Below are 14023 nucleotides of genomic sequence, written 5' to 3'. Positions count from 1 at the left end.
TTCGCCAGTGAGCAGGTTTGACACCCTTTCAAAGCTCAAAATTCTGCGACCAAGCGCCTCGTTTGATGCATATTCCGCATTTGTTTTGACCCAAGCACACGAAATCGGTTTTCACAGCGGGCTGAATTGGGTTAGGCACAGCCATCGAGTTCGCGAGGGATTTCAACCATGAGCATCATTGACAGCGTCCGCAACAGCCTGGTTCCTGTTCACAAGGAAGGCTATCGCTTTGTGGCGATGTTTTTTGGTGCCTCGCTGCTGCTGGGCCTGATCGCCGATCCCTTGTTCTGGATCGGCATGGTGCTGACGGCATGGTGTGCCTATTTTTTCCGTGACCCGGAACGCGTGACGCCGATCGATGAGGATCTGGTGATCAGCCCGGCCGATGGGCGGGTGTCATCGGTGGTGCGGATGACGCCGCCGGCTGAACTCGGGCTTGGCAGCGAAGACATGCTTCGCATTTCGGTGTTCATGAATGTGTTCAATTGCCATGTGAACCGCGCACCGGTTGCCGGGCGGATCAAGAGCAAGGTCTATTCGAAGGGCTCGTTCCTCAATGCTGAACTCGACAAGGCCAGCAGCGAGAACGAGCGCAGCGGTCTGGTGATCGAGACCGAGCGCCATGGCGACATCGGCGTGGTGCAGATTGCGGGTCTGGTGGCGCGGCGTATCCTGTGCTGGAGCGAAGAAGGCGAACAGCTTGATGCGGGTGAACGGTTTGGCCTGATCCGCTTCGGATCGCGGCTCGATGTGTTCCTGCCTGCCACCGCGCGGCCGCTGGTGAGCGTCGGACAGACTGCGATTGCGGGCGAAACTATGCTTGCCGAGTTCGGGTCCTCCAAGGGACCGGTGGTCAGCCACCGCGATTGATGCGGAAAGCACGGAAGAAGGATCTCGAAGATGCAGACGCCGTTTCCACCCTATGATGACCATGACCCCGGCCACGGGGGCAGGGGACCGCGGTTGAGGGAAATTCCGTTCCGGATGCTGATCCCGAACCTGATAACGGTTCTGGCGATCTGCGCGGGCCTGACCGGCATCCGGCTTGCTTTCGAGAACCGGTTCGAACTGGCGGTCGGGATGGTTCTGATCGCAGCCTTTCTCGATGGCATTGACGGGCGGGTGGCGCGGCTGCTCAAGGCCCAGTCGAAATTCGGTGCGCAGATGGATTCGCTCGCCGATATCGTCAATTTCGGTGTGGCGCCGGCGCTTGTACTTTACGTCTTCATTCTCGACCAGGCGCGGTCCTTCGGCTGGATTGCGGCCATTGTCTATGCCATCGCCGCAGCACTCAGGCTTGCGCGGTTCAATGTGATCTCGGAAAGCGGCGTTAAGACCGCCTGGCAGAACTATTACTTCGTTGGCGTGCCTGCACCGGCGGGCGCCATGCTGGTCTTGCTGCCGATCTATTTCGGCTTTCTCGGATTGCCGATTGACCGTACCACGGGCTTTGTGGCCGCCGCCTATACGATGTTTGTCGGTTTCCTGCTGGTCAGCCGTGTCCCGGTCTATTCCGGCAAGGGTGCGGGCGTGAAGGTGCGGCGTGATCTGGTGATGCCGTTCATCCTGGTCGCAGTGGTCTATGTCTCGCTGCTGATGAGCTTCACCTGGGAAACGCTGACGCTGACGGCCATTGGCTATCTGGTTTCCTTGCCTTTCGGGGCGCGTGCATGGTCAAAGAAATATGGGCCGCGGTCGCGCCAATCCGCTGCCGCCAAGGCTGGGCAAGGTGGCAGCGATGACACCAGAGCCGGTGGTGATGATGCCGACGGTTCATCCACCTGAAGCTCCAAGACCTGAAAGGGTGTGACCGGAGCTCCGTCACTCCACCTTGCGGCCTGCGCGGTGGGCGCTGACCCACTGATCGGCGATTTTTTGCGCGGTCACATAGTCCGTCTTGCCTGATCCCAGCACGGGAATCTCGGGCACATTGACGATTTCGCCGGGCACCATCAGATCGGTGGCCCCGAAGCGGCGTGAGTAGTCCCGCAACTCCTCGCGCAGCGCCGGCATTCTGGTGGTGACCAGCACGATCCGCTCGCCCTTGCGCCGGTCCTCCACCGCGACCGCCGCATGGACATCCTCGGGCCAGAGTTTCTGCACCATGATTTCCACCGCGCCGAGCGAGATCATTTCACCGGCAATCTTGGCGAACCGCTTGGCACGGCCGCGAATGGCGATGAAGCCGTTGTCGTCAACCGCGACGATGTCGCCGGAATCGTGCCAGCCGTCTTCCAACGGTTTGAGAACGCCCGGTTCGGCTGAAAGCATATAGCCAAGCATCGTGTTCGGCCCGGCAACAAAAAGCCGCCCGCCTTCGTTGATCCCCTCGACCGGCTCCAGCCTGAGCTTCATGCCGGGCAGAAGCCGGCCAACGGTTCCATCCTTGAAATGACTTCCGGAATTGACCGCCGCCACCGGGGAGGTCTCGGTCATCCCGAAACCTTCAATGATGCGCGCGCCGAAGCGCTCCTGGTAGATCCGCCTGGTTTCCGCGCGCACGGCCTCCGCACCCGCCACGATCAATCGGAGGCTGGCAAAGTCTGTGTCCTTGGCGGTGCGCGCATAGCCCGAAAGGAACGTGTCGGTGCCGAACATGATGCTCGGTTTGATCTCGCGCGCCACCGCCGGGATGATGCGGTAGTGCAGCGGCGAGGGGTAGAAGAACAGCCGCACGCCATACAGCAGCGGCAGGATCGCACCGCCGGTCAGACCGAATGAATGAAACACCGGCAGCACATTGAACAGCTTGTCGCGCACGGAGATGTCGATCCGGGCTTCGGCCTGGGCTGCATTGGCGTGAATGTTGCGGTGTGAGAGCACCACGCCCTTGGGCGTTCCCTCCGAACCCGAAGTGAACAGAATCACCGCCGGATCGCTTGCCCTGACCGGCCGCAGCGGCCTGCGCCAGCCTGCAAAGGCGCGCGCTTTTTCCAAGGCCCCGATGCTTTCGCGCAGCTCTTCGAGCCAGACGATGGTGCAGCCGGCCTTCTCAATCGCCTCCACCACGCCTTGAAGATCTGCTTTTTCGATAAAGGCACGGCTTGCGAGCACGGTCCTTATCTGTGCGGTCGAGAGCGCTGACAAAATGGCTGCAGGGCCGGCGGTGTAGTTGAGCATGGCCGCCACGCGTCCGGCCGACTGGATTGCGAGAAAGGTCACCATCACCGCGTTGGCGTTGGGCAACAGCACACCCAGTGCTTCACCGGGGGCGCTCATCTTCTCAAAGCGCGCCCCGAGCGCCCGTGCGCCGATCAGCAGACGCTTGTAGGTGAGCTTGCCGCCCAGAGCGTCCTCGAGCACCGGACCCGCATTGCCGTAGCGATCGGCTGCATCGCGAAAGGCGAGGAACAGGCCGCGATCAAGATCATTGCTGCCAAACCGGGCCAGCGCCAGGAGGTCATGGATCCGGTCCTCGTCGCGCGGGCCGGTCGCACCGTTTTCGGGCGGAGCGGGATCGGCAAGATCAAGGGCGGGAGAGACGGCCAGCCTCAGCCATGGCAAGAGGGCCCGTGGGGCCTCGGCAGCAGGGCGCGCTGACCACAGTGAGAAGACGGAGCCACCCACATGCAGCGCGCGGAACGGCGCGCCGTGCTCCCGCGCCAGGGCCGCGAGGGTCTCGTAGCGGGCGAGCGTTGCCGTTGCGGGTTCAATGTCGGGTGGAAACGGCACGGTCACTGATGCGCCGGAAGCCAGCGCTTCGGTCAGGGCGTTTGCATCACTGATACCGGCGGTGCGGGCGAAGAGCCTGAAGCCGAACAGGCTGAACGCATTCCGGTCGTCGTCGGTCAGAAGATGCAGGCAGTTGCGGTCAAGTACACTCCACAACACGGCGGCGTCCAGGCCAGACTGACGTGAATAGAGGTGGATGACAGGGCCGGTTTCGTTGCCTGTGGGTTCGCGAAGGATGGCATCGTCAGGCAGTTGCAATCGCAGCAGCAGGCGCAGCTTCAACAGCGCAATTCCCTGCGGCAATGAAAGGCTGCGCTGATTTGCAAGCCGGTAGGCTGCTATCAGATAAGCCGCAAGCGCCAAGACAAGCAACGTCACCGCCAAACCGGTCATCCATCCTCCTCCAATTGCACCTGGATCCCGGTCAAATGAATGACGGGAAAGGGTACAGAGATGCTCCTGAACCGAGCCTAAGGCTGATCAGAGGAGTATGGAAGAGGAATGATGGATCGCATTCGAACCACCGAAGCGCCTATTCCGGCAGGCGGTAGTCGAAAAAGCGGTTCTCGGCGACGCGGAACAGTTTTCCGGTCTCGATGCAATCGGTCATGCACAGCGGGATCAGCTTTGCCGCAACCTCTGAAGGATGAGGCAAGGTGTCCGGATTCTCGCCCGGCATCGCTTGTGCCCGCATCGCGGTGCGTGTGGCGCCCGGGTCGATGGAATTGACGTTGAGTGCGGTCTTCTCGGTTTCCGCTGCCCAGACCCGCGCCAGCGTTTCGACGGCAGCCTTTGAGGCGGCGTAAGGTCCCCAGAATGCGCGGGCCGAATGGGCAACGCCCGATGACAGGATCAGCGCCCGTCCGGCTTCCGACTTGATCAGCAGCGGTTCCACCGAGCGGATCACCCGCCAGGTGGCGGTCACATTGACGGCCATGACCTTGTCAAACACCTTTGCCTCGACATGGCCGACCGGCGAGATGGTGCCCAATACGCCTGCATTGGCGACGAGAATGTCGAGCTTGCCCCAGCGGTCATTGATCGCGCCGCCGAGCCGGTCGATGGCCGGCATGTCGGTCAGGTCCATCGGCACCAGCGTAGCCGAGCCGCCGGCTTTCTGGATCTCGTCGTCGAGTTCTTCCAGTCCGCCTGTGGTGCGGGCAATCGCGATGACATGCGCGCCTTGTTTTGCGAGCGCCAGGGCGGTCCAGTACCCAATGCCACGGGAAGCGCCGGTGACGAGCGCGATGCGTCCTTCGAGAGATGCCATGCTGAGAAACTATCCGTTGTTGGCCAGCAGCGAGAGGCTGCGGACATTGCCCTGATCCTGCTGATCGGTGAGCGTTGTCGGGTATTCGCCGGTAAAGCAGGCGTCGCAGAACTGCGGGCATTCGGCGTTGCGGCCGGGTTCACGCACAGCGCGATACAGGCCGTCGATGGAGACAAACCCGAGGCTGTCGACACGAATGAAATCCGCCATCGCATCAACCGACATCCGTGAAGCCAGAAGCTGCGCCTTTTCCGGTGTGTCCACACCGTAAAAACACGACGACATGGTCGGCGGGGATGCTATGCGCATATGCACTTCGCGGGCGCCGGCTTCGCGGACAAGCTGCACGATCTTCTGGCTGGTGGTGCCGCGGACGATGGAATCATCGACCAGCACCACGCGTTTGCCTTCGATCATGCTCTTGTTGGGATTGAGCTTGAGCTTGACGCCCATATGCCGGATTGCCGAGGACGGCGCGATGAAGGTGCGCCCGACATAATGGTTGCGGATAATGCCGAGCTCAAAAGGCAGGTTGGCCTGTTGTGCAAAACCGATCGCGGCGGGGGTTCCGGAATCCGGCACCGGGATGATCACATCGGCATCGACCGGGCATTCCTTGGCCAGTTCCTCGCCGATCCGCTTTCGGGAATCATAGACATTGCGGTTGTCGATGGTCGAGTCGGGCCTGGCGAAATAGACATATTCGAAAATGCAAAGCCGCGGCGGCTGCTTTTCAAACGGGAAATGGCTCTCGATTCCCTTGCCGGTGATCACCACCACTTCGCCCGGTTCGACCTCGCGCACGAAACGCGCGCCGATGATGTCGAGCGCGCAGGTTTCGGAGGCCAGGATATAGGCGCCATCGAGATCGCCGATGCACAGAGGCCGGATGCCCAGAGGATCGCGCGCGCCGATCATCTTCTTCTCCGACAGTCCGACCAGCGAATAGGCGCCTTCGAGCCGGGTGATGGCATCAATGAATTTGGGCACGATGCGGCTCTTCTCGCTGACCGCGATCAGATGCAGGATCGTTTCGGTGTCCGAGGTCGAGGCAAATATGGAGCCGCGCTGTTGCAGTTCGCGCTGCACGGTCAGGGCGTTGGTGATGTTGCCATTGTGGGCAATGGCAAAGCCGCCGCCGGCAAACTCGGCAAAGAACGGCTGGACGTTGCGCAGGCCTTCGCCACCGGTTGTCGAATAACGGGTGTGGCCAATGGCGCGGTCGCCGGGAAGGCGGTCCATGACCGAACGCTTGGTGAAGGTGTCGCCAATCAGGCCGACATGGCGCTCGACCGAAAACTGCTGACCGTTGAAGGAGACGATACCCGCTGCTTCCTGGCCCCGATGCTGGAGCGCATGCAGGCCGAGGGTGACCACGGCTGCGGCATCCTGCTTGCCGAAAATGCCAAACACACCGCATTCATCATGGAAGCAGTCAGCCTCGTTCTCCGCCGGGTTGAGGGTGCCGCTCTGAAGGTCGGGGCCATCAGGTTCGGTATCAAGGGATCCTGTGTCAGTCATGTCGTCGGACCTTTCCCTGCAGGCCGGCCGGAGTGATCCCGGACGGAAACAATCATCCGCTTGTGGCGGGTGCATCCTCGGCAACGGGTTCGTCAGAGCCGCTGCCACGCAACCGCTCGAGAATAGTCGCATCTGCATCATCGGGCAGCATGTTGACCAGCCGCGCACCGAGCGTATCGAGCATTGGCTTGGACTTGGCCGTCGCCACCCATTCAGGCTGCTTGGGTGCAGGCACCAGCCAGTTGAAGAACAGCATCGCCACGACGACCAGCAGCACACCACGCGCCGCACCGAAGACGAAGCCCAGGGTCCGGTCGAGTGCGCCGATGCGGCTGTCGATAATGAAATCGGCGATCCGCATGGTGATGTAGGAAACGACAATCAGCGCCACCAGAAAGATCACCGCTGCCGAACCGATCATCGCGATCTTGTCAGAAGAGGTGTACTGCAGCGCGAAGGGCGTCAGGACCGGATAAAGCAGATAGGCTGCAGCCGCTGCGGCAATCCAGGAGGCAACCGCAAGGACTTCGCGCGAAAAGCCGCGCACCATGGCGAGCACTGCCGAAAACAGAGTGATGGCAATCAGGATGCCGTCGAGAAGGGTAATGGGCATATATCGCGTTCCGTTCCGGCTCCGCCCCCCATCACCATTCCAAGGTGCCGGATGGGCCGAGATCAGTTTAGTCCTCTTCACCTCCGGTCAACCCGGCGGCTTTCGATCCGGCGATGCGGACCACCAGATCCGGCAGGCCCTCCATCAGCGCAAGGCTGCCGCCGCGGTTGGACGGCAGATCGGCCGAACCCGAAGGCAGCACCGCACTTGCAAACCCGAGTTTTTCGGCTTCCTTCAACCGCAAACCGGTTTGCGCGACCGGTCGGATTGCCCCCGACAGGCTCACTTCGCCGAAATAGACGCAATCGGCAGGAAGGGCAAGCCCGGCAAGCGAGGAAACAAGGGCAGCGGCCACCGCCAGGTCAGCTGCCGGTTCACCGATCCGGTAGCCGCCCGCGATGTTGAGATAGACATCATGGCTGCCTAGGCGAACACCGCAATGGGCTTCAAGCACGGCGATGATCATGGCGAGCCGCGATGAATCCCAGCCGATCACCGCCCGGCGTGGTGTGCCGAGGCTTGAGGGGGCGACCAGTGCCTGAACTTCGACCAGCACCGGCCTGGTGCCTTCGATGCCGGCAAACACGGCAGCACCGGGGGCTTTTGCGTTGCGTTCGCCCAGAAAAAGCTCGGATGGATTGGCAACTTCGCGCAATCCCTTGTCCGACATCTCGAACACCCCGATCTCGTCGGTCGCGCCAAAGCGATTCTTCACCGTGCGCAGAATGCGGTAGTGATGGCCCCGATCGCCCTCGAAATAGAGCACGGCGTCGACCATGTGTTCGACCACGCGCGGTCCTGCAATCTGGCCATCCTTGGTGACATGGCCGACCAGGACCATGGCCGCACCGGTCTGCTTGGCGTAGCGCACCATGGCATGAACACCGGTGCGCACCTGGGTCACGGTGCCCGGTGCGGAGCCCGCCAGATCGCTCCACAGCGTCTGAATCGAATCAATGATGACGAAATCGGGACGTTTGCCTTCCGCCAATGTGGCGAGGATATCCTCGACATTGGTTTCGGCGGCCAGCAGCACGCCCGAATCGGCCGCGCCCAGCCGTTGCGCCCTGAGCCGGACCTGGGCGACCGCCTCTTCGCCGGAAACATAGATCACCCGGTGTCCCTGCCGGGCAAGCGCGGCGGCGGCCTGCATGAGCAGCGTGGATTTGCCGATTCCCGGATCGCCGCCCACCAGCACGGCTGATCCGCGCACAAAGCCGCCACCGGTGACCCGGTCAAGCTCGCTGACCCTTGTCGGTATGCGCGGCGCTTCCTCGATCTCGCCGGACAGACTGGCGAGCGCAACGGCCCGGCCCTTGCGTGCGGCCTGACCGGGACCGCCGCCGACGCCCGCGGACGGATCATCCTCGACAATGGTGTTCCATTCGCCGCAGCCATCGCATTTGCCGGCCCAGCGTGTATGCACGGTGCCACAGGCCTGACAGACGAATTGGGTGCGGGTTTTGGCCAAGAGGATGCTCCCTTTGTTTGAAATGCCGGTTTGTCAGGAAGACGGCTGTTTGTCCACTGTTTGTTCTGTTTCCCGCCGGTCATCCAAGTGAATGTCTGATGTCCCGCTGGCGGAATCAGCCGGTATAGCGCCGTGCATGGCGGCGTCCGAGCGAGGTCAGCATTTCGTAGCTGATCGTCCCTGCGGCCTGCGCCGCCTCCTCAAGCGAGATCGTCGGGCCGAACAACTCGATCCAACTGCCTGCACCGATCTCGTCTTCGCCAAGATCAGTCACATCGAACATCGTCAGATCCATGGTGATCTTGCCGATCACCGGAACGCGCTTGCCATTGATTGCGCCGAAAGCACCCTTCGGTGCTGCCGACCTCAATGGCACACCGGCACCCGATCCGGCTCGCAGAAACCCGTCAGCATAGCCGATGCCACACACAGCAATGCGGCTGTCGCGGCTCAGGAAATGCGCTGCGCCATAGCTCACCGGCTGACCGGCCCTGGCCTGACGGATCTGGAGCACACGGGTTTCGGCGGTGACGACCGGGCGCATCTTCGGATTGGCGTCAGCGACCGGGTTGCCGCCATAGAGCGAGATGCCCGGACGGGTGAGATCATGATGGGCGGGTTTGCCCAGATGGATTCCGGCTGAATTGGCAAGACTTGCCTCGATGCTGGGAAAGCAGGCTTTCAGCGCCTCGAACATCTCGATCTGGCGGGCATTGAGCGGATGACCGGGCTCGTCGGCGCAGGCGAAATGGCTCATCAGCAGGGCAGGGGGCGGCGCGTCGCTTTGGGCATATGCGGCAGCCTGTTCCGGCGTCAGGCCGAGCCGGTTCATGCCGGTGTCGATATGCAGCGCGTAAGCCCGGCCATCCGCGGTGCCCGTCCAGAAAGCGGCTTGCTCGGTTGAATTGATCACCGGGACAAGATCATGCGCGAGGATCTGGGCAAAGGAGTCCTCAAAGACGCCATTGAGCACATGGATTCGCACGTCAGGAAGATGCGGTCGCAGGCTGGCGCCTTCATTGGCGTCGGCGACAAAGAAATCGCGGCAGCCCTCGCGGGCCAGACGGGACGCCGCCTCGATGGCGCCAATGCCGTAGCCGTCGGCCTTGACCGCCGCGCCGCAGCGGGCGCTCCCCGAGAGCTCGCGCAGCGATAGCCAATTGGCCGCCAGCGCAGTCAGGTCAACGCTCATGCGCGTGGTGGCGGCGCCCGGATCGGGCGGGGCTTGTGACGGCGACACTCAGCCAGACCTACTCATCATGGATAAATTGGGCGTAGGACGAATCGGCAAGATCCGCAAAGCGGGTGAATTCCGCCTGGAAGCCCAGCTGCACTGTGCCGGTGGGGCCGTGACGCTGCTTGGCGATGATGACGTCGGCGGTGCCCTTGACCTTGAGCATCTTCTCTTCCCAGGCGAGATATTCCGGCGTCTTGATGTCAGCGGTGATTTCTTCCGCCGTGCGGCGCGGCTCACCGTTCTTGACGTAGTATTCCTCGCGATACACGAACAGCACCACGTCGGCGTCCTGCTCGATCGAGCCCGATTCACGAAGGTCGGAGAGCTGTGGCCGCTTGTCCTCGCGGCTTTCCACCTGACGCGAGAGCTGTGAGAGCGCGATGATGGGAACATTGAGTTCCTTGCCCAGCGCCTTCAGGCCGGTGGTGATCTGGGTGATTTCCTGCACCCGGTTGTCGCTGGATTTGCCCGAGCCGGTCATCAGCTGAATATAGTCGATCACCAGCACATCCAGCCCGCGCTGGCGCTTGAGACGCCGGGCGCGCGCCGAGAGCTGGGCGATCGAAATACCACCGGTCTGGTCGATGAACAGCGGGATCTTCTGCATCATCTGCGAGCAGCCGACCAGCTTTTCGAAATCGGCTTCGTTGATCTCGCCGCGGCGGATCTGGACGAGGAGATCTCGGTCTGCTCGGAGATGGATACGGGTGGCGAGCTGTTCGGACGACATTTCGAGTGAGTAGAAGCCGACAACGCCGCCGTTCTTGGCCTTCATCGAGCCATCTGCCTGGACTTCGCCTTCATAGGCTTGGGCGATGTTGAAGGCGATGTTGGTGGCAAGCGAGGTCTTGCCCATGCCCGGACGTCCGGCAAGCACGATCAAGTCGGAATGCTGCAAGCCGCCCATACGCGCATCGAGCGAGGAAATGCCCGTGGAAATGCCCGACAGGCCGCCATCGCGCTGATAGGCGGCACCGGCCATGTCGATGGCCAGGGAGACCGCATCGTTGAAAGACTGGAAGCCGCCATCGTAGCGGCCGGTCTCGGCCAGTTCGAAGAGCCGCCGCTCGGCATCCTCGATCTGGGTGCTGGGCGGCATGTCGAGCGGCGCGTCAAAAGCGATGTTGACCATGTCCTCGCCAATCGAGATCAGCGCGCGGCGCTGGGCCAGATCATAGATGGCGCGGCCATAGTCCTCTGCATTGATGATGGTCACGGCTTCGGTGGCAAGGCGGGCGAGATATTGCGCCACGGTCATGTCGCCAACCTTGGAATCGGCGGGCAGGAAGGTCTTGATCGTCACCGGGTTGGCGGTCTTGCCCATGCGGATGATGTCGCCGCCAACATCATAGATCTTGCGGTGCAGGGGTTCCTGGAAATGTTCGGGCTTGAGAAAGTCCGAGACGCGATAGAAGGCGTCATTGTTGACCAGTATCGCACCCAGAAGCGCCTGTTCGGCCTCGATGTTGGACGGCGCCTCGCGAAACAGCGGGCTTTTCTCCGCCCGGGCCGGAATCGTCTCTATCTTTCGTGCGGCGTCATTCATTTTCAGTTTCGTCCTTCGCGCAACCGGCCCCGATTGATCCTGCGACCGGTTTAACCGGCGTTGTTCCCTGAGTCCTAGGACACAGGCAAAAAAGTCCGGCTGTGCACGTTGTTCACATTGTCCACAGGACGGCAAATTCAAACCAGCGAAATCGCACCTTGAGACATTGACTCAGCGGGCAGGATCGAATCGGCGATGCAGGAGACTATTGTAGGAGAGTTGCCACGATATCGCGAGTGGGCTCGCCGGACGCCAATGGCGCCGGTATCATATCGAACGGACGGTGATTGTATGGAACGGACGGGGCCGGGCCTTAGTGGTGGGCGTGCGACCCATGAATGCCGGCGGCTTCGGGATCGTCCTCAAAGGCGGCCTCGCGCAACAGATGCTCGCTTTCAAACGCGATGTGGCGGCGCATGGCTTCGAAAAAACCGCGCAGCATATATCCGGTCGCCTCGATATTGATCTCTTCCCTGCCGGTGCCCAGCGCGTGCAGGGCCTCGGTCAGCTCTTCGGCAAAGCACTCATCTTCGCAATGCTCAAACCGGAGCCGGGTCAGTGTTGTCTCGATGTCCTCGAGCCCGCACAGCCGTTTGGATATCATCGGAAAGATGACGCTTTCCTCGAAACGGTGAACACCGCGTATCATCGGGCCAAGTGCGCGCGCGGCATAGATGCATTTTTGCCGGTTGACGCTGTCGGGAAGGGAATCGGCGATCTCTTCAAGCCTGTCGCACAGCAGCAATTGCTCCTTGTGCGCCTTTCGCAGGGCGGCGATCGGGTTTTCCCCATGCGCCAGCCGAATTGTTGCCTCATTGGTCATCAGCCGATCATCCCAGTGGTGAAGCGTACCTTCCGGAAGGCACACTTGTGCTCATTGTTCTTCCCTCTGCATCCAAGACTAAGGTCGGGATCAGACAGCGTCCTTGACTTGGATCAAGGCGGCGGCGGCCAAGCTCTGCGATTTGTGCCGCAGCCTGGTGGATCCGGGCGGCTTGTCTGAAGGGGACAGGTGCGGCGCGGTCCATCCCGGTTTGTCTAATACCCCTGGGGGATACCAACCATGAAATACGCTTTCGAAACAATCGCCGTGGGCATAGGTGCCTTTCTGGCATTGCTCGGCGTGGCTTTCGCCAAGGACGATCTGTTCGCGGCCCATATGTGGGTCTTGTTCTTCGTCCTTCTGGTGAGCACAGTGCTGTTGCTGCGGCGAATCCAATTCTCACCCGCCTCGGGCGAAACGGCCGATGACAAATCCGGCTACTTCGACGAGGTTGTCCGTTACGGCATCATTGCCACCACCTTCTGGGGTATTGTCGGCTTTCTGGTGGGCGTCGTTGTCGCCTTTCAGCTCGCCTATCCGGATCTCAACATCGAACCCTGGTTCAATTTCGGCCGGACCCGTCCACTGCACACATCGGCGGTGATTTTCGCCTTTGGCGGAAACGCGCTGCTGGCCACGTCATTCTATGTTGTCCAGCGCACCTCCCGTGCGCGGCTGTTCGGCGGCGATCTGGCCTGGTTCGTGTTCTGGGGCTATCAGCTGTTCATCGTGATGGCCGCGACCGGCTATCTTCTGGGGATCACCCAGGGCCGCGAATATGCCGAGCCCGAATGGTATGTGGACCTTTGGCTGACCGTCGTATGGGTGGCCTATCTGATCACCTTCCTGGGCACGATCGTGAAGCGCAAGGAGCCGCATATCTATGTGGCGAACTGGTTCTATCTCGCCTTCATCGTCACCATCGCGATGCTGCACATCGTCAACAATCTGGCCATTCCGGTGTCGTTCCTCGGGGTCAAGAGTTATTCGGCCTTTGCGGGCGTGCAGGATGCACTCACACAATGGTGGTACGGCCACAATGCCGTCGGCTTCTTCCTGACTGCGGGCTTCCTGGGCATGATGTACTACTTCATTCCCAAGCAGGCCGGCCGTCCGGTCTATTCCTACCGGCTGTCGATCATCCACTTCTGGGCGCTGATCTTCCTCTATATCTGGGCCGGTCCGCACCATCTGCACTACACGGCTCTGCCGGACTGGGCGCAGACACTTGGTATGGTCTTCTCTATCATGCTGTGGATGCCTTCATGGGGCGGCATGATCAACGGCCTGATGACGCTCTCGGGCGCATGGGACAAGATCCGCACCGATCCGATCATCCGCATGATGGTGATTGCGGTGGCCTTCTACGGCATGTCAACCTTCGAAGGTCCGATGATGTCGATCAAGGCGGTCAATTCACTGAGCCACTACACCGACTGGACCATCGGTCATGTCCACTCCGGCGCTCTGGGCTGGGTCGGCATGATCTCGTTCGGCGCGATCTACTACCTGGTGCCGAAACTGTGGGGTCGCCCGCGGCTCTACTCGCTGCGCCTGGTCAACTGGCACTTCTGGCTGGCCACGCTCGGCATCGTTGTCTACGCGGCGGTTCTGTGGGTCGCCGGCATTCAGCAGGGCCTGATGTGGCGCGAATACAATGATCAGGGCTTCCTGGTCTATTCCTTCGCTGAATCGGTGGCAGCCATGCACCCCTATTACGTGCTGCGCTCGATCGGTGGCCTGATGTATCTCGCCGGTGCACTGATCATGGGCTGGAACGTGCTGATGACCATCCTTGGACATGAGCGCGACGAGGTCCCGATTCCGGGCAGCGAACCCGTCCTGCAGCCGGCTGAGTAAGGAGACAACA

The 14023-nt window shown here is 61.4% G+C and carries 11 protein-coding genes; 3 read left to right on the top strand and 8 right to left on the bottom strand.

Features of this window, described 5'->3' with window-relative positions; genetic code table 11:
- Positions 1 to 159: 159 nt before the first annotated feature.
- Positions 160 to 870 carry a phosphatidylserine decarboxylase gene (locus HPDFL43_RS14430; protein WP_342586396.1) on the top strand — a complete coding sequence of 237 codons (711 nt, stop codon included), beginning with the start codon at positions 160 to 162 and terminating at the stop codon, positions 868 to 870.
- 30 nt (positions 871 to 900) lie between these two features.
- Positions 901 to 1785, top strand: a complete 885-nt coding sequence (locus HPDFL43_RS14425) for a CDP-alcohol phosphatidyltransferase family protein (protein WP_052093208.1) — start codon at positions 901 to 903, stop codon at positions 1783 to 1785.
- A 36-nt stretch (positions 1786 to 1821) separates the two neighbouring features.
- On the opposite strand, the gene HPDFL43_RS14420 is transcribed toward HPDFL43_RS14425, so the two are convergent.
- The 8 genes from HPDFL43_RS14420 to HPDFL43_RS14385 form a co-directional block, all read right to left on the bottom strand.
- Positions 1822 to 4065 carry an AMP-binding protein gene (locus HPDFL43_RS14420; protein ID WP_007198106.1) on the bottom strand — a complete coding sequence of 748 codons (2244 nt, stop codon included), beginning with the start codon at positions 4063 to 4065 and terminating at the stop codon, positions 1822 to 1824.
- 139 nt (positions 4066 to 4204) lie between these two features.
- A complete protein-coding gene (locus tag HPDFL43_RS14415) occupies positions 4205 to 4942 on the bottom strand; it encodes an SDR family NAD(P)-dependent oxidoreductase (protein WP_007198105.1) in 738 nt (245 codons plus the stop codon).
- Positions 4943 to 4951: 9 nt separating this feature from the next.
- Complete coding sequence (gene purF, locus HPDFL43_RS14410; protein WP_007198104.1) at positions 4952 to 6463, bottom strand: amidophosphoribosyltransferase; 1512 nt, start codon at positions 6461 to 6463, stop codon at positions 4952 to 4954.
- Between the two features lie 52 nt (positions 6464 to 6515).
- Positions 6516 to 7076 carry a CvpA family protein gene (locus HPDFL43_RS14405; protein ID WP_007198103.1) on the bottom strand — a complete coding sequence of 187 codons (561 nt, stop codon included), beginning with the start codon at positions 7074 to 7076 and terminating at the stop codon, positions 6516 to 6518.
- Between the two features lie 67 nt (positions 7077 to 7143).
- Positions 7144 to 8547 carry a DNA repair protein RadA gene (gene radA, locus HPDFL43_RS14400; protein ID WP_007198102.1) on the bottom strand — a complete coding sequence of 468 codons (1404 nt, stop codon included), beginning with the start codon at positions 8545 to 8547 and terminating at the stop codon, positions 7144 to 7146.
- A gap of 115 nt (positions 8548 to 8662) precedes the next feature.
- On the bottom strand, positions 8663 to 9739 hold the full coding sequence (gene alr / locus HPDFL43_RS14395) for an alanine racemase (RefSeq protein WP_052093335.1): 1077 nt from the start codon (positions 9737 to 9739) through the stop codon (positions 8663 to 8665).
- A gap of 58 nt (positions 9740 to 9797) precedes the next feature.
- Positions 9798 to 11330, bottom strand: a complete 1533-nt coding sequence (locus HPDFL43_RS14390) for a replicative DNA helicase (RefSeq protein WP_040449253.1) — start codon at positions 11328 to 11330, stop codon at positions 9798 to 9800.
- A 313-nt stretch (positions 11331 to 11643) separates the two neighbouring features.
- Positions 11644 to 12153 carry a hemerythrin domain-containing protein gene (locus tag HPDFL43_RS14385; protein WP_007198097.1) on the bottom strand — a complete coding sequence of 170 codons (510 nt, stop codon included), beginning with the start codon at positions 12151 to 12153 and terminating at the stop codon, positions 11644 to 11646.
- Positions 12154 to 12393: 240 nt separating this feature from the next.
- Here HPDFL43_RS14385 and ccoN point away from each other — a divergent pair, with 240 nt between their 5' ends.
- On the top strand, positions 12394 to 14013 hold the full coding sequence (gene ccoN / locus HPDFL43_RS14380; RefSeq protein WP_007198096.1) for a cytochrome-c oxidase, cbb3-type subunit I: 1620 nt from the start codon (positions 12394 to 12396) through the stop codon (positions 14011 to 14013).
- The last annotated feature ends 10 nt before the right edge of the window (positions 14014 to 14023 follow it).

It is taken from the genome of Hoeflea phototrophica DFL-43 (assembly GCF_000154705.2).
Taxonomy (GTDB): Bacteria; Pseudomonadota; Alphaproteobacteria; order Rhizobiales; family Rhizobiaceae; genus Hoeflea; species Hoeflea phototrophica.
This window is presented reverse-complemented; position numbering and strand designations above follow the sequence as displayed.